Raw genomic sequence first — 15,083 nt, 5'->3', positions numbered from 1 at the left:
TGGCATTCAGACGTCAGCTACCATAAGCCTTTCCAGCACCAATCGTTGCTTCGTCACGCGGAATTGTAGTTGGCTCGGGCAAACTCGGATCTGCCTCGATCCGGCTCAATAAGTGGCGCGGCCGCCCGAAACGTCGAACACGGCGGCCGTGGTGAACGAGCATTCCTCCGAGGCGATCCATGAGATCAACGCCGCCACCTCCTCGACTTCGCCGAAGCGCGCCATCGGTATCTTGGACAGCATGAAGTCGATGTGCTCCTGGCTCATCTGCTTGAAGATCGCGGTGCGCACGGCGGCCGGCGTTACGCAATTGACCGTCACCTTGGTCTTGGCGAGCTCCTTGCCGAGCGACTTGGTCAGGCCGATCACCGCCGCCTTCGAGGTGCTGTAGGCGGAAGCGTTGGGATTGCCTTCCTTGCCGGCGATCGAGGCAATGTTGACGATGCGACCATAGTTGCGCTCGAGCATGTGCGGCACCAGCGCCTTGTTGCAGTAGAAGACGCCGTTGATGTTGATGTCGATGACCCTTTGCCACTCCTCGGCCGAATAGGACCAGGTCGTCATGTTCGGGCCGGTGATGGCCGCGCTGGTGACCAGTATGTCGACGCCGCCAAGGGCTTCGATCGTCGATTGTGCGGCGGCCTCCACACTTGCCGCATCCGCAACGTCCACCATCACCCCATACAGGCCGGGAACAATGGCTTTCGCCTGTTCGATCTGCGCGGCATCGCGGTCCCAGACGCTGACGCGCCCGCCTTCGTTGACGATCCTCTGCGCGACGGCCAAGCCGATGCCCGAGGCGCCGCCGGTAATCACCGCCGACCGGCCGGCGAATCGTCCCGCGAAGTTCATCGGCATGTCATTCCCCCTGTCCATCCTGGCTGAAGTCGGCCTATGTAATGGCCGTGTTCGGGGACTGTGAGGTTACCGCAGGCCGAGTTCAAGCCCGCATGCGGCCGGATCGTCTGGGCCAAACCGGCTGGACTACGGCGTGCGATCTCTCGGCGATAGCCGCGCTGTAAGACAAGGTGACCGGATTTGCCATTGAGCATGGGGTGCGATAGGTTATATTGCACTGCACAATGGAGATTCCGTTTCTTGTACGCCCCTGTTTGCGGATATGCCGGCCGGTTTGCGGCCTGCCGGTCTGGGGTCGTGTCGACGGGACCCTGAGATGAAGATTCCCAAGTCCCTGCTCGTCGATCCCGAAAGGAATTCGGTCTATGGCAGCTTTGCCGTTGCCGTCTCGATCTGGGCGTTCTCCTATTCCGTCATTTTCGGCCAGGTGCTGATCCTGGCCTACTACGCCGTCTGGCTTCCACTTATTCTGGTCGACTACCGGCGGTTCCTGCGGCAACTATCCAGTGCCTGGCTGCCGCTGCTGTTCGCGGCCTATGTCTGCTTCTCCGTGTTCTGGTCGCAGGCTCCCGGCATCACCGCCAGAACGGGGGTTCAATACCTTTCCCATATCGCCTGCGCCTATGTCGCGGCACGCACCGTCAGTGTGCGCACCCTGACGATAGGCGCCCTGGTCGGCATATTCTTCGTCCTGCTGTATTCGATGAAAGTCGACGGCTATTCCGAGGACGTCCTCGACGGCACCTATAATTTCGTCGGCGCCTTCGCCTCCAAGAACCAGATCGGCTTCGTCGGCTCGCTCGGCATCTATTTCTCCGTCGTGTTTCTTGCTTTCCTTCGGCGTGGCCGGCTGAGCTTCATGCTGACCGTGCCGGTCGTGCTGTTGTCGGTCTATGTACTGATCGTATCGCATTCCGCCACCTCGATAGCCTCGATACCGGCGGTTCTGGCGCTGGTGGCGCTTCTTGCGATGAGCAAGCTTTTGTCGCGGCGCTATCGTCGGGTGATCTTCGTGATCGGCGCCGGCATGATCGTCGTGGTGGCCATTGTCGCCCTCAATCTCGGGCTCATGGACTTCGTGCTTGGCCTATTCGGCAAGGATTCGACGCTTACCGGGCGCACCTATCTTTGGGAGCAGGGTTGGGACGCCGCGATGCGGTCGCCGATCCTCGGCGTCGGCTACGCCGCCTATTGGGTGCAAGGCTTTGCCGAAGCGGAGCGGCTGTGGAACGAATTCTACATCACCACCCGCACCGGCTTCCATTTCCACAACACCTATGTCGAAGCCCTTGTCGAACTCGGCTTCACCGGGGCGGTGCTGCTATCGCTGATCATGCTGCGCACGCTCTTAGGCCATATCGCCGCGGTGGTCTTCAAGACATGGCAGGCCGAATCGGTGGTCCTTATCGGCGTGATGGTGCTGCTGCTCATCCGCTCCTTCGTCGAGGTCGAGATTCTCAACCCCTACATCATGGGCTCCTTCCTGATGTATTTCAGCTTCTTCAAGCTGGCGCGGTTGCCGGTCACCCGCAAGCGATGGTCGCCGGCCTTCGAGCCTGCGGATGCGAAGGGTGGAGAGGCAGCCTGGCCCCATCGTCCAGCGGCGGCCGAGTAATGACGAGGGCCCGCTGGAGCCCTTCCAGGAAAAGTGCTTGGCGGTTTTTCGTCAGGTGCTGCGCAAGTTGGAGCGGGCCGAAGCCATTCCAGGAAAAGAATGTGGGACGGTTCTCCGTCCGGTGTCGCGTCGACAGCCGCTTTCGTTTCCCGGTGCTGGAAATCCTGATGCATGTCGCCCGGAAGTGTCCTCGGTTCCGGGATAACGACATGCATAAAATCAGAAGCTTGCAGCAGGTCGGGCGAATCCTATTCGCCGCGACATGCTGTATCGGCAAAAACCTCCGCCGGGCAGGCCAGGCGGAGGTTCAAAGTCTTTGCGCCATGGGTCTCGAAGCGGCAGGCCGCGCGAACTTCCGCGTCCTACTGGCTGGCCAGCGGCGCCAGCTTGACCCTGATCACATCGCCAGGCAGCACCAGCGTGTCTTCCTTGGCGGTGATTTCGCTGGTCTTGCCGTCGACATCGCGCACCAGCGAATAGAGCAAGGTGGGTTGCTGGTCGTTGGTGATGGCGGCCGTCGTCGCCGGATCGGAGGCCTGGGCGATCAGGCCCCTCTGCATATTCGCCTTCAGCGCGGCCTCGTTCAGGTCGGCTTCGGTCTGCTGTCGGTCGCCGGCGAGCCTCGAGCTCAAGGTGTTCTGGGCGTCGATGGCGTCCTGCGTCGCCTTGCTGATCGCCTGCTTGGCGGTGAGGATGGCCGTCTCGTAGTCCAGGATCTTGCCCTGCAGGTCGGTCACGGACTGCTGCGAATCCAGAAGTCTGGCATTGGCGACCAGGCCCTTCTGCGCCAGCGGACCGATGCTGGCCAGCTGTTGCTGCGCCAGGTCGACCTGCTTCTGCTGGTTGACGATCTTCTTCTGCAGCGATTCGATTTCCGCCTGCAGCACGCCCTTGAGATCGTCGAGCGCCTCGAGCTTCAGCTTCAGCGCCTTCTGGTCGGCGGTCAGGATCGTCATCTCGTCGTTGACGATGGTCGGCAGCCGCGGATCGCCCTCGACCTCCTTCGGCGCTTCGAAGCTCGTCTTGCCGGCCATATCGGCGTCGATACGGGCGCGCTTGACGATCAGCCGCACGCGCAGGTCGTCGGAAATATCGAAATTGCCCTTGGCGGTGACCAGGTCCTTGCCGATCTGCGGGCCGTAGTCGGTGTTGCGCCTGATGCCGCCGGCGACGCTGATCGCCTTCAGCACGGTAAGTTCGGGCACATAGGGAAACTGGCCGGGATTCTGCACTTCGCCCGAAATGTAGAACGGCCGGAATTGCGCCATTTCGACCGAGGCTTCAGGCTTGTCCGACAAAGCGAGCTTGTGCTGCAGCGCCTCGCCGATCGCCGCGGCGACCTCCGCCGTGGTCTTGCCCGCCGCCGGCAATTCGCCGACGAAAGGCACCGACAGCGTGCCGGCCGGACCGACCGTGTATTGGCCATTGACCGACGACCAGTCGCGGAACGCGCTTTCGACGGTCTGCCATTCGGCGATGCGGATGGTGAGCTTATCCTGGGAGCCCAGACGGTAATCGTCGGCGGCGGCCAGCTGGGGAAAAGCGAGCGACATCGCAAGGCACGTCGCCAAGAGCCGCGAGCGGCCGGAAAACGGGCCGCTGCCAAAGACTTCGAACATGTCTGTTTTCAACTGAGCGTTCCGATCCGTTATAGCCCCCATCGCCCGATGAGCTTGCCGCCGGATGCCTGGGTCAGGCGGGCCTATCAGTAAGACCCGCGTGACATCCAGACGGCCGGCACGGTCCTGATGATGATGCGAACGTCCTCGAACAGAGACCAGTTCTCGACATAGTGTCGATCGAACGCGACGCGGCTGTCATAAGAAACGTCGTTGCGACCGCTGACCTGCCACAGGCCGGTCAGGCCGGGCCGGGACTTCAGATAATAGACGGCTGCGCTGCCGTAGATTTCCAGTTCGTCGCGTACCACCGGGCGAGGCCCGACGAGGCTCATATCGCCCTGGAGGATGTTGATGATCTGCGGCAACTCATCGAGGCTGAGCTTGCGCAGGACCGCTCCGACGCGGGTGACGCGTGGATCGTTCTTCAGCTTGCGGGTCGCCATCCATTCCGCATTGGCGTCTGGATTGGTCGCAAGATAGGCGGCCAGCACCTTGTCCCCGTTCGGAACCATGGTGCGGAACTTGAGGCAGGAGAAGAGCCGTCCGCCGCGTCCGATTCGCCGATGACCGTAGAAAATCGATCCGCCATCGGAGAATTTGACGAGCAACGCTATCATGATGAACAGCGGGCCGAGCGCGATCAGCCCGGCCAGCGAACCGGCGATGTCGAAGCTCCGCTTGATGAGGCCGCCGATCGGCGGCGGGAAGTCGGTGTCAGCCTGCGAAAAGCCCGCCGTGGCTGACTTGGCAATGTCCCTCATGCGGAAAACTCCATGCGTTGAACGAATGGTTTACCGCACGATATCAAAAAAATGTTGCAGCGCAACACACAATTTTCCATATCCTTGAAATAGTCGCGTCATGAATTGACTAAATAATAAGCTCGTTTTGCACAAATTTCAGGATGTTTAGCACATTTGTGACAATAAATGGGCAAGGACAAAAAAATCTGGACATTTTTGGGGCGGTTCCTGGGCGGCGCGTTCCTCGCGCAGGGGTCCGGAGCATGTTAGTGCTTTAGGAAGACGCCACATTGGAAACTATTCACCTAAAATACTACTTAATATTATAAGTATACTTGAATTTTTTGGCGGCTGCAGGTAGAGTGAAATGCGGGCGTGTGCATTGCAGCATGGCAGAGTCGAACGCGTAAGCTCAATCAAAAATTTGTGCGGTTGCCCTTGCCGCCTTCCGCCCGCCTTAATAGAATTGCAAATTATACCTGTCATGGTCGCGACAGGTTGAAAGGCCGGAAGCAACCGGTCGAGAGCGGGCGACTTAACAAGCCCGCATCACAAGGGACGGCGCTCGGGTGGGGCTATCGTTGGATATAACCCGAGCCGGTTTATGGGCTGTTGGGTATGTCGCTTCCAAAATTCATCGTTGGGATGCTTTTCGCGCTCGCGATCGTCGTCGCCTGGTCCTGGCTGGGTGGAGCTTCGTTCGGCACGACGCTGCTGCGCGTCATCATCTGCGCCATGGTCATCCAGGCTGGTTATTTCGCGGTTGTCTACGCCATGATCGTCAGGAGCGCGCCGACGCCAGCCGACAGGCTGCGCGAAGCCGAGAGAAAGCAGAACTCCACGGAAGTGCCCGAGGGCGAGAAACTCGGCAGCGCCCGGCGGGGCCTGCATTAGGTCCCACGAGGACATCACCGTCCTCAGGCCACATCGGCGGGTTCGGTCTCAGACTGTTCTCCCGATAGCATCCTGGACAGCCGGCTCCCCGGCTTCGCCTTCAGGCGCTGATATTGCCCGACTTCCACGACACGGCCGTCTTCCATCGCCACCACCCAGTCGGCGAAGGCGATCATCGACGGCCGGTGCGCGATGGTCAGGATCGTCATTGTGCCGCGCAGGCCGTCGATCGACCTGGCGATAAGCGACTGGTTCTGCCAGTCGAGCGCGCTTGTTGCCTCGTCCAGGATGAGCAGTGAGGGCTTGCGCAGCAGCGCGCGTGCCAGCGCGATGCGCTGACGCTCGCCGCCCGAAAGGCGCACGCCACGGTCGCCGACCACCGTCTCCAGTCCCAGGTCGAGCCGTTCTACGAATTCGCCGGCATGCGCGGCGCGCAGTGCCGTCCACAATTCGTCGTTGCTGGCCCGTGGGGCGGCAAGCCGCAGGTTCGCCGCGATCGTGTCATGCAGCAGGAACACGTCCTGCGGCACATAGGCCACCTGATCGCGCCACAGGCGGCGATTGCCGGCATCGATCTCGATGCCATCGACGAGGATCTTGCCTGCGGTCGGCTCGAGCAGCCCGAGCAGCATGTCGGCGATCGTGCTCTTGCCTGATCCGGACGGGCCGATCAGGGCGGTGACCTTGCCGGCCGGAAGGCCGAAGGTGATGTCGCTCACCACCGCCTTGCCGGCGCCGTCGTCATAGCCAAAGGAGACGTCACGAATGTTCAGCCCCGTATCGAGGGTCAGCTTGCGGGCATCCCTGGGTTCGACATGGCCTGGCTCCCGCTCGGCGTCGAAACGTGCCTGGAGGCTACGCATTGCCGTATAGGCGGGCAGATTTATCAGCACCTGCTGGGCCTGCGTCTGCATGTCCATGAAGCGCGGCGCGATTCGCATGAAGACCAGGAGCAGCACGACGATCTCGGCCAGCGACAGGTGGAAGCGGACCAGCGCCACATAGATGAACAGGCTCAACCCCACGACGCTCGCCACCTGGAAGACGGCGGTGCCGATCGAGCTGTTGCGCACATAAGCGATGTTGTCGGCCTTCATCTTTTCGAGCGTGGCTTGCAGCTGCGCGAAATAGCTGGCCTCGACATTGAGGCTCTTGGCCACCTTGATGCCACCGAGAAATTCCGAGACCGTGCGGTACTGGTCCTGGCGATTGGTCGTCAGAATCCGGCCGAAGGCGGTGGCCCGCGAGCGAAACGGCTGCAGCGCTATGAACATCACGATGCCGATGATGACGGCAAACGCCGTCATGACCGGCGAGATGAACATGGAAATCACGAGATAGCCCACCAGCAGCACGGTGATCTGCACCAGCATCAGCAGGGAAAAAGCCGCCCCCTGGACGCGGTCGATGTCACCGGTCAAAGCATGGTCGAGATCGGAGCCGCGCATGCGCGTGAACACGCCCCACCGCGCCTTGCCGATGCTCTCGAACAGGTTCATGCGCAAGCGGTTGATGAAATCGAAGAGCAGCCTTGCCATATAGACCGACTTGAAGCGGTTGAAGGCTGCCTGCACGGCAACGAGCCCGACCAGCGCGCAAAGCACGGTGGTCAACTGCAGCGTTCCGCCGGGCACCAGCCAGCGCACGAAATCAATGTTCGGCAGCCTGACCGCGAAATCCTGGTCGGCACGCCCGACCAGATGCAGCAGCGGCACCAGCAGCAGAATCGAGATGCCTTCCGTCAGGCTGCCGAGGATCAGGAACAGCAGCGCCGTCCAGGTTCGCCGCCCGCCGATCTGGGCAATGACGGCGCCGAACGCTACGACATCGCGAAACAGCGACAGGCTGAAGATCGATGACCTAGGCATCTCCAGCCAGTTCCTTTTCGATCAGCGCCACAGCCTCGCCGATCCTGTCGATGCCCGTCGGAACGTCCAGCCGGCACACGCCGACATGGTTAGCGATTGCTGAACAGTGGCGAAGATGCATCGCCGCGAAATCGCCGGAGAGTGCGGCGCGGCCGAAACGCGTCACGTAGGAGAATTTGATGATGGCCGGCAAGGCGGCGATGCGAGGCAATGGGGTGATCCCGGCCCTTTCGCCGCGCTCGAGGATATAAATCCTGATCGCCGGCACCCTGTTGCTGGCGAAGGCGCCGTGCAGGCGATGCTGCATCTTCTCGATCGCGGGATGCACCTGCGGCCGCACTTGCGCCTGCCCAAGCGAGATCGCCGCCGCGGCATCGGCCGCAAGCTTGATCTGCGGAAACCCCGGAACGATCATCGGTTGGTCCGAGTCTGCCAGGTCAAGCGCCACGACGTCGTCGGTGAGCAGATCGTGCCCGGCCCGGATCAGCGCGCTTGCCGTCGTCGATTTGCCGGCGCCCTTGTCGCCCATGAAGATGGCGCCCCTGCCGGTCACGGCTATGGCGCTGGCGTGCAGGACGAGCAGGCCGCGCTGGTGCAGAAGCAGCGCCAGCACTGGTCCCAGCAATGGGAAGGCAAGCAAGGCGTCGCCGACGCCGGGTGCCGGCTGGACATCGATGCGGCGGGCGTCGCTGATCAGGAATGCGCCGACGGCCTCCCAGGCCAGATACTGCCGGCCAGGCTCGAAGCGGAAGACGGTCGTTGCCTCCGCTGAGGGCTTGGGCATATCGATCGGGCCGATGGCGATCTCGATGTCGGCCGCCGCCGGCTCCGCCGGCTCCAGTTCGGGCAGGGAAACGTCGGACGCGATGGTCAGGCCGTAGGCGCGGTAGTAACTCCGTTCTCCGGCGATCCTGCCGCGCCGGAAAGGATGGTCGAGATCGCCGGCGAACGGCTCATGGCGGGACATCATGCGGGGCTCCCCCCATGCTGGACCTGCCGCAGCCACAGCGACAGTGACGCCGAGCGCCAGACGTATTGGACATCGAGCGGGGCCGCCTGGTCCGGCTGGTGCAGCAGCCGCGCATAGGCGGCGTTTACTTCCGGCAGGTTGACATAGGGCGCGATGCGACCCGCATCGCCAACCAGCAACTGCTCCAGCAGGCCGCGATGGTTGCGCACCATGCCGTTGACGAGATTGGCGGTGAAATCGATCTTGTCACGCCGCCACTGGACCGCCGCCGGCAGGATACCCTCCATGGCTCGGCGCAGCACGTAGCGGCCAAAGCCGTGACTGAGCTTCTGCTCGCCCGGCAGCCCCAGGCAGAATTCGACCAGCGGCTTGTCCCAGAACGGATAACGTGGTTCGACGCCGAAATTGGCGGCGACCTTGTCCAGAACCTCGAAAGAGTGCGGCACATAGCCGTTGGACAGGATCCAGCGGTGGCTGAGCGCATCGCTGGCCCGGACGCCGGTCGGCATATAGCCGGCTCGGTGGAACCGGTCGATGATCTCGGTTCGCCTGGCAAGGTCCGGATTGATCAGGTCGCGCCAACTCCGGCCACGCTGCGATCGGGCAGGCCCGCGTATCCTGCTCAGGGCCCGGTTCCCCAAACGCCGCAGCTTGGCGATGCGCCAGGCCGGCCCGTAAATGGTGAGGAACTGGAAATAGAGACCGAGCGTGCTGTCGCCATAGGTGTTGGAGGCGCTGCGCACCTCGCGCCAGAGGTCCAGCCATCTGCCGCCATTGGCAAGCTCGTGCAGATGGCCATGTCCCTGCGAAACGACTTCGTCGCCGCCATGGCCGTCGAGCAGCACCTTGATGCCCTTGGCGCCCGCCGTCCGGTAGATGCCGCGGGTCAGCGTCAGGCCCGGCGCCAGGAAAGTGCCTTCCTGCTCTTCCAGCACCCGTTCGAATTCAGCGAAGGGCGCATAATTGCCGACATGGATCAGCGTCGGGTCGGCCTTCTGCTGATCCAGCACGGCATCGATGAAGGAGCGCTCGTCCATCGATGAACCCTTCTCGAAAACCAGTGAGAAGGTCGGCAGCTTCGGCTTGCGCCCGGCCGCATTCTGCAGCCCCGCCACGCAGGCGATCGAGGAGGAATCGAGGCCGCCGCTCAGCATAGCGCCGACCGACGGACTCCCCCGCATGCGATTGCGGACCGATTGCGAGAACAGATGGGCGAATTCCTCCGCGGCGTCCGACCGCGGCGCCCGCTGCGACGGCTCTATCTGCCAGTACCGGCGCAGCACCAGACGTTGCGCGGTGACGGTGAGGCTGTGACGCGCCGGCAGGGCGAAGATGTCGCTGTAGGGCGTGGACTGCGGGTCGTCGGGCAGGCCGGCCAGGAATCCGGAAATCCGGTGCTCGCTGAGACGCGCATCGACCCCCTCGAGGCCGAGCATTGGCCCGATCTCGGAGGCAAAGGCGAAGCGTCGTTCCGCCGCGTGGTAGTAGAATGGCTTCACTCCGAAATGGTCTCGCGCGCAGAACAAGAGCCGCCGCTCGGCATCCCAGACGGCAAAGGCGAAATCGCCTTGCAGATGCACTGGGCAGGCTTCACCCCAGCGCAGATAGGCCCGCATCAGCAATGCCGCATCGGCGACTGAACTGTCCCTGATGCCGAGCCTGGCGAGCAGTTCGTCGCGGTTGTCGAGCCGGCAGTCGGCGGTGATGGCCAGCTTGCCGCCAGCCATGGTCAGTGGGCCGGGGCCGGCTTCGTCGGTCGTGTTGAACAAGGCGTGGCCAAGCGCGATGCCGCTGTCCAGCCACCACGAGCTTCCGTCGGGACCACGATGGCGCATGCGCGCCAGCATCTGCTGGATGCCGCTCGCCGCTTCAGCCGGCGCGGGGTCCTGTCGCAGCAGGATTCCGGCCACGCCGCTCATCGGCTGCCGTGGTCGATCAGGTGGGCGAAGCCATCGACGGATCCGCCGAGCACGATGTGGTCGTCGCTGACCAGCCAGGCATGCGCCTTCAATTGCTCGCCCGTGCCGCGCTCGATGCCGATGCGGATATTCGACGCATTGCCCTTGCGCGCGAGGAGGTATTGGCCCGAAAGCGCCTGGGTCAGGCATGTGGCGCCCGGCACGAACCGTGCGGCTGCTGCAACCCCCCAGGCGACGAGCCGCAACTCGCCCATGCTGGCACATTGGCGCGCGTTGAGCCGGGTCACCATCGCGCGGACGCGGTTGTAGGAGAACACTGTCAACCCGAGCCGTACGGTCGCGACCACCAGCAGGCAGCGGCACAGGAAAAGCGCTTCGGAGCCGCTCAAGGACAAAATCCCGGCCAGGCTCCGCCTGCCAGGCCGCTGCTTCATCGGCGTGGGGGTTCTCTGCGTCACAGGTCTTTGCCGCGCAACCATGGCCTCTTGCGACACCTGCTTAGACGAGTGCCTCATGCTCAAGCCTCGCAAGCCCGTTTTCCGCCAGTCCTTTCAGCAATGCGTCGACGTCGGCCTTGCAGCGCTCTGCGTCGACAGTGTAGCGCGCGAGGACGGCGCTGCGGATATCGGCGATCGGCTTGGGTTCCTGGATCAGTTCCCAGATGAAAGCGCCGACACCGTTGAGGCTGTAATAAATATTGGATCTCAGGTTGAGAAGCGCGAGACCATCGCCGAATTCGCAAGCAACGGCGTCCTTGGTGGCCTTCACGCAATCGTGCTCGGTTGGGTTCCAGTTCATCCTAAAACCTCATTTGCAACACACCGTCCACGCGTCATCAGTTGACGGGGAAAGTCGGGGATTTTCGTCCCCGGCTCCATTTCATTGTCTTCGATCCTGGAGGCCCAACGTCATTCCTCCAGAAACAGGCTAGTCTCAGGAGAACGTCAGGTCGCCGATCGGGGTGTGTGCGGGAAACGACGCATCGGTCGCCGTGCTGCCGCCGCCGCCTTGGGTGATGGTCTCGATCGAACCATGTACCGTCAGGTTTGGCGTTTCATACTCATGCTTTTCAACATTCTGTTCCATTTTACTCTCCATAAGGACTTGAAACGGCCTGTCGATTGCCGTCAGCACTTTCATGCTGCATTGCAATAGCTGCACGGCAACATTTATGAGTCAAGTCTCATTTACCTGGCGTTAATCAATTGTGGGTTGCGACGTCACTTGGTGTAAAAGAACCGTCTCTTTTGAGGTAAAGCCGGATACAATCGGCCCCTGCTGTTGAAAATCCCATAAGCCGTTGATTTTGCTGTCCTAAAGCAGATTCACGCAGGCGATTGATTTTAGATGGCGCTAAACTATATCTATCTTACAGCTGACCATCGCCGATAGCTCGGCCGACGCGCCGCGACAGGGTTGGAATTCAGTCCATGCGTCTCGCCACTTCGGGAAGTCGGCAAACGCTATGGTTGCAAAATCTTGCACTGCGAAAGGAAAAAGCTTTACGGCGCCGCGGTTTTTAAGGATGCTTTGCTTCGCACTTGCAGCATACGCGACGCGCAAACCGTTTTTTGGAGACTGTGCGCTCAATGGCCTTGCCGGAAAGCTCTTATGAACGACTGCGCGCAACCGACTGCGCCGACGAGATCGCCTATGTGCAGGCCTGCTTACGGTTGTATTTTGCTGCGCCGGTCGCCTCGGTCGGCGAGATGTCGCCGCCGGGCCTTTCAGTCGCTGCCGTCACCGACATCGCCAGGCTGAACAAGGTCGGAACCTTCGTTCTGAAGGCGCTGTCGCGTGCGCCGGCGCATGAGAGGCCGGCCGAGCTCTTCCAGTGGCTCGAAACCTATCGCAGAAGGACGGTTTCGATGAACGCCGCCTGCCTGATGGATTCGATGGCCATCAACGAGGCGCTGCTCGACAGGCGGATCGATTTCGTCTTCCTGAAAGGGCCGTTCCAGCAGCATCTGCTTTACGACGATCACTTCATGAAGCCTGCCGGCGATGTCGACATCCTGGTCTCGCCGGCCGGGTTCTTGAAGGCACGCGAAGCGTTGCGCGCGATCGGCTACGAGGTGTCGGGCAAGTCGCGTTCGGTCTGGTGGGTCCGCTTCCTCGGCGAACAGCACATGGTTCGCGGCCATGGGCCGAAATCATCCACGGTCGATCTTCATTACCGGCTCCAGCAGCCCGGCTCGCCCAGCCCGCGCGATGCCGACGGGTTCCTGCGGCGAAAACGGCTGGTCGAGATCACCGGCGCCGAAGTCCCCTTCACTTCGGCGGCCGACACTTTGATGCTGTCCTGCATCAGCGTCGCCAAGGCCCTGTTCAACCGCGAACCCTGCGCCGGCTATGTCTGCGATATTAGGGCCAGCTCCAGCCGCCTCGACGAGGCCGATCAGCAGCGTGTGCTCGATGCCGCGGTGAGCCAGGGACTGGACGACACCTTGCTGCTCGGCCTGCGCGCCGCCGATGTGCTGCTGGGCGGCACCGGCACGCTTCTATCGGAGCGGGCCAAGCCGATCCTGTCGCGCATCGGCAATGAGGACCTGCTCAACATGGTCATCGCGCCATGGCTGTCGTCGCTGCGCTGGCCGCAGCGGCGGACAGTGTTGTGGGAATTGTGCGGCCGGGCTCCCGTCCGCTACCTGGCCGAGGCTGGCTGGGCCGCCTCGGCGGACATCAGCCGCCGCATCTTCGAACGGCCGGCCAGTCCGTGAGGGCGATGGATATCGAAAGTGTACAGGGCGAGGGCAGAACGAAACCTGTGCAAGAGGCAAATTCCATGTCGATGACGAAATCCGAGGTTTGCGTGATCATCGCGGCCAAAAACGCGGCGCGCACGATCGCGGTTGCCATCGCATCCGCGCTGCGCGAACCGGAAGTGACGGAGGTCGTCGTCGTCGATGATGGCTCTACAGACACTACCGCTGAGGCCGCCCGCTCCGCAAACGATGGCAGCGGCCGGCTTACAGTCATGCGCCTCGACGTCAATCGCGGCCCATCCTTTGCCCGCAATGCCGCGATCGCCGGCTCACGAGCGCCGTTCGTCAGCATTCTGGACGCCGACGATTTCTTCCTCAAGGGCCGGTTTCGCAACCTGTTTGCCGGCGCCGATTGGGATTTCGCCGCCGACAACATCATGCTCATCAGGGATGACGCGACCGGCGACGCGACAAAAATCGTCGCCCCGGATTTTGCCGCCGATCCGGAATTCCTCGATCTCGAACGGTTCGTGGAAGGCAACATCTCCAGGCGCCGCGTGCAAAGAGGCGAACTCGGCTTCCTGAAGCCCGTGATCAGCCGCGCCTTCCTCGACCGCCACGGATTGCGCTACGACGAAAGCCTGCGACTGGGTGAGGACTATGAACTTTACGCGCGGGCGGTTGCCCACGGGGCACGGTTCAAGGTCATCCGTTCCTGCGGTTACGGCGCCATCGTGCGTGCCGATTCGCTCAGCGGCCGCCACAAGACGCAGGACCTGAAGCGGCTGGCCGATGCAGATCTGGCGCTGCTGGCCATCGACAGCCTGCCGGAAGGGTCCAAGGCGGTGCTGCGGCGGCACGAGAGGCATGTGCGCGACAAATACCGGCTGCGCAATTTCCTCGATGTGAAGGCCGAGCGGGGCCTCGCTTCCGCAGCGGCCTACGCCTTCGCAAGCCAATCCAACCTCGTTCCCATCGTCCAGGGCGTGGCATCCGACAAGCTCGAGGCGTTGTTTCGCAATATTGGCCTCGTGTCCAGGAACAAGCGCGTGCCACCGCTGCGTTTCCTGATGGCCGGAACCAGCGCGGGCAAGGCACGGTAAGGCACGGGAACGTTCCGTCTTGCCTGCCGGCCGCGGGCCTAGCACGCAACCATTTCGATCGGATTTATGAGTTTACGAATTGGGTGGTTGCCTCGCGGCTCCGGGGATGGCAATCTATGTTGCGGTGCAGCAAATTGAACGACCAGCCGAACTAGCCCCCGATCGGACTGGTCCGAAGTCTCACTTCGTCAGAGGAGTGGACGACGCGGTATGAGTTTCAGGCCCGGCCAGAAAGCCGACCCAGAAAGCCGACGATGACGGGAGTTTAAGTTCATGGCTTCGATATTCGGCTTCAGATCAAGGGATCCGGCCCGCGACATGCAGACAGACGTTGCGCGTCTGGACCGGCTGGCGAAGCTGTTCGAGCAGATCGCGGCCGAAATCGATGCCGAGAAAACCGGCCTGGAAAGCCGCTACCGCAAGGAGGCGACCAACGCGGCCTTCCTCGTCGAAGCCATGGAAAACGGTTCGGCCTCCGACCGTCGCTCGTCCGAGGTCAGCGCATTGACGCAGTCCATCTTGAACAGCGAGCGTCGCATCGCGGCACTGTCGCGCCAGGACGGCATGATGCGCGAGCTTCGACATTCGCTGGATGTGGTCTTCCACGAGAATGGGGCCGCCGATTCACCGGCCACGGTCGAATCGGCCAGGCAGACAGGAGCCGGCCGAGGGTGAAGGTGGCGGCGCGGGACCGTTACGACGGAGGTGATGCAAGGGGTGGTCAAGATTGGCCCGTTTGGAAGCGGTTCAAACGTCGACTTTGGGTTGGGAACGCACAGCGCAAAG

The 15,083-nt window shown here is 62.3% G+C and carries 14 protein-coding genes; 5 read left to right on the top strand and 9 right to left on the bottom strand.

Annotation, left to right across the window (positions count from 1 at the left end):
* Positions 1-105 precede the first annotated feature (105 nt).
* A complete protein-coding gene (locus LB536_RS07565) occupies positions 106-858 on the bottom strand; it encodes an SDR family NAD(P)-dependent oxidoreductase (protein WP_224590729.1) in 753 nt (250 codons plus the stop codon).
* Positions 859-1,174: 316 nt separating this feature from the next.
* On the opposite strand from LB536_RS07565, the gene LB536_RS07560 reads away from it, so the two are divergent.
* Positions 1,175-2,473 (top strand): O-antigen ligase family protein, encoded by a 1,299-nt coding sequence (locus LB536_RS07560; protein ID WP_224590727.1) that lies wholly within the window; start codon positions 1,175-1,177, stop codon positions 2,471-2,473.
* Between the two features lie 362 nt (positions 2,474-2,835).
* Here LB536_RS07560 and LB536_RS07555 read toward each other — a convergent pair whose 3' ends face one another.
* Positions 2,836-4,092 (bottom strand): polysaccharide biosynthesis/export family protein, encoded by a 1,257-nt coding sequence (locus tag LB536_RS07555; RefSeq protein ID WP_224590724.1) that lies wholly within the window; start codon positions 4,090-4,092, stop codon positions 2,836-2,838.
* A gap of 86 nt (positions 4,093-4,178) precedes the next feature.
* Positions 4,179-4,856, bottom strand: coding sequence for a sugar transferase (locus LB536_RS07550; RefSeq protein WP_140762719.1), 678 nt, complete (start codon positions 4,854-4,856; stop codon positions 4,179-4,181).
* Positions 4,857-5,456: 600 nt separating this feature from the next.
* Between LB536_RS07550 and LB536_RS07545 the strand changes: the two genes are divergently transcribed.
* Positions 5,457-5,732 carry an exopolysaccharide production repressor exox gene (locus tag LB536_RS07545; RefSeq protein WP_140762716.1) on the top strand — a complete coding sequence of 92 codons (276 nt, stop codon included), beginning with the start codon at positions 5,457-5,459 and terminating at the stop codon, positions 5,730-5,732.
* Between the two features lie 23 nt (positions 5,733-5,755).
* Here LB536_RS07545 and LB536_RS07540 read toward each other — a convergent pair whose 3' ends face one another.
* The 6 genes from LB536_RS07540 to LB536_RS07515 form a co-directional block, all read right to left on the bottom strand.
* Positions 5,756-7,600: an ABC transporter ATP-binding protein gene (locus LB536_RS07540; protein ID WP_224590722.1), complete on the bottom strand. Its 1,845-nt coding sequence runs from the start codon at positions 7,598-7,600 to the stop codon at positions 5,756-5,758.
* Entirely contained in the window at positions 7,593-8,570 is a 978-nt protein-coding gene (locus LB536_RS07535) for a serine kinase (protein ID WP_224590719.1), read from the bottom strand. The genes LB536_RS07540 and LB536_RS07535 overlap by 8 nt, the downstream gene beginning before the upstream one ends.
* Complete coding sequence (locus tag LB536_RS07530; RefSeq protein ID WP_224590717.1) at positions 8,567-10,489, bottom strand: lasso peptide isopeptide bond-forming cyclase; 1,923 nt, start codon at positions 10,487-10,489, stop codon at positions 8,567-8,569. The genes LB536_RS07535 and LB536_RS07530 overlap by 4 nt, the downstream gene beginning before the upstream one ends.
* Complete coding sequence (locus tag LB536_RS07525) at positions 10,486-10,878, bottom strand: lasso peptide biosynthesis B2 protein (protein WP_224590715.1); 393 nt, start codon at positions 10,876-10,878, stop codon at positions 10,486-10,488. Before LB536_RS07525 ends, LB536_RS07530 begins: the two co-directional genes overlap by 4 nt.
* 109 nt (positions 10,879-10,987) lie before the next feature.
* Positions 10,988-11,287, bottom strand: a complete 300-nt coding sequence (locus LB536_RS07520; protein ID WP_140812070.1) for a PqqD family protein — start codon at positions 11,285-11,287, stop codon at positions 10,988-10,990.
* Positions 11,288-11,422: 135 nt separating this feature from the next.
* Positions 11,423-11,629, bottom strand: coding sequence for a lasso peptide (locus tag LB536_RS07515; RefSeq protein ID WP_224590713.1), 207 nt, complete (start codon positions 11,627-11,629; stop codon positions 11,423-11,425).
* Positions 11,630-12,078: 449 nt separating this feature from the next.
* Between LB536_RS07515 and LB536_RS07510 the strand changes: the two genes are divergently transcribed.
* The 3 genes from LB536_RS07510 (at position 12,079) to LB536_RS07500 (ending at position 14,972) form a co-directional block, all read left to right on the top strand.
* Positions 12,079-13,209, top strand: coding sequence for a nucleotidyltransferase family protein (locus LB536_RS07510; RefSeq protein WP_224590711.1), 1,131 nt, complete (start codon positions 12,079-12,081; stop codon positions 13,207-13,209).
* Between the two features lie 65 nt (positions 13,210-13,274).
* Entirely contained in the window at positions 13,275-14,297 is a 1,023-nt protein-coding gene (locus LB536_RS07505; protein WP_224590700.1) for a glycosyltransferase family 2 protein, read from the top strand.
* A 273-nt stretch (positions 14,298-14,570) separates the two neighbouring features.
* Positions 14,571-14,972, top strand: coding sequence for a hypothetical protein (locus tag LB536_RS07500; RefSeq protein WP_140812073.1), 402 nt, complete (start codon positions 14,571-14,573; stop codon positions 14,970-14,972).
* The last annotated feature ends 111 nt before the right edge of the window (positions 14,973-15,083 follow it).

It is taken from the genome of Mesorhizobium sp. ES1-3 (assembly GCF_020164795.1).
Classification (GTDB): domain Bacteria; phylum Pseudomonadota; class Alphaproteobacteria; order Rhizobiales; family Rhizobiaceae; genus Mesorhizobium.
This window is presented reverse-complemented; position numbering and strand designations above follow the sequence as displayed.

Bases quoted from the DNA above. Each gene is read 5' to 3' on its own strand.
- LB536_RS07520 (WP_140812070.1), bottom strand. From the start codon at position 11,287: ATGAACTGGAACCCAACCGAGCACGATTGCGTGAAGGCCACCAAGGAC.
- LB536_RS07515 (WP_224590713.1), bottom strand. From the start codon at position 11,629: ATGAAAGTGCTGACGGCAATCGACAGGCCGTTTCAAGTCCTTATGGAG.
- LB536_RS07535 (WP_224590719.1), bottom strand. From the start codon at position 8,570: ATGATGTCCCGCCATGAGCCGTTCGCCGGCGATCTCGACCATCCTTTC.
- LB536_RS07550 (WP_140762719.1), bottom strand. From the start codon at position 4,856: ATGAGGGACATTGCCAAGTCAGCCACGGCGGGCTTTTCGCAGGCTGAC.
- LB536_RS07560 (WP_224590727.1), top strand. From the start codon at position 1,175: ATGAAGATTCCCAAGTCCCTGCTCGTCGATCCCGAAAGGAATTCGGTC.
- LB536_RS07510 (WP_224590711.1), top strand. From the start codon at position 12,079: ATGGCCTTGCCGGAAAGCTCTTATGAACGACTGCGCGCAACCGACTGC.
- LB536_RS07545 (WP_140762716.1), top strand. From the start codon at position 5,457: ATGTCGCTTCCAAAATTCATCGTTGGGATGCTTTTCGCGCTCGCGATC.
- LB536_RS07540 (WP_224590722.1), bottom strand. From the start codon at position 7,600: ATGCCTAGGTCATCGATCTTCAGCCTGTCGCTGTTTCGCGATGTCGTA.
- LB536_RS07565 (WP_224590729.1), bottom strand. From the start codon at position 858: ATGCCGATGAACTTCGCGGGACGATTCGCCGGCCGGTCGGCGGTGATT.
- LB536_RS07555 (WP_224590724.1), bottom strand. From the start codon at position 4,092: ATGTTCGAAGTCTTTGGCAGCGGCCCGTTTTCCGGCCGCTCGCGGCTC.
- LB536_RS07500 (WP_140812073.1), top strand. From the start codon at position 14,571: ATGGCTTCGATATTCGGCTTCAGATCAAGGGATCCGGCCCGCGACATG.
- LB536_RS07530 (WP_224590717.1), bottom strand. From the start codon at position 10,489: ATGAGCGGCGTGGCCGGAATCCTGCTGCGACAGGACCCCGCGCCGGCT.
- LB536_RS07505 (WP_224590700.1), top strand. From the start codon at position 13,275: ATGTCGATGACGAAATCCGAGGTTTGCGTGATCATCGCGGCCAAAAAC.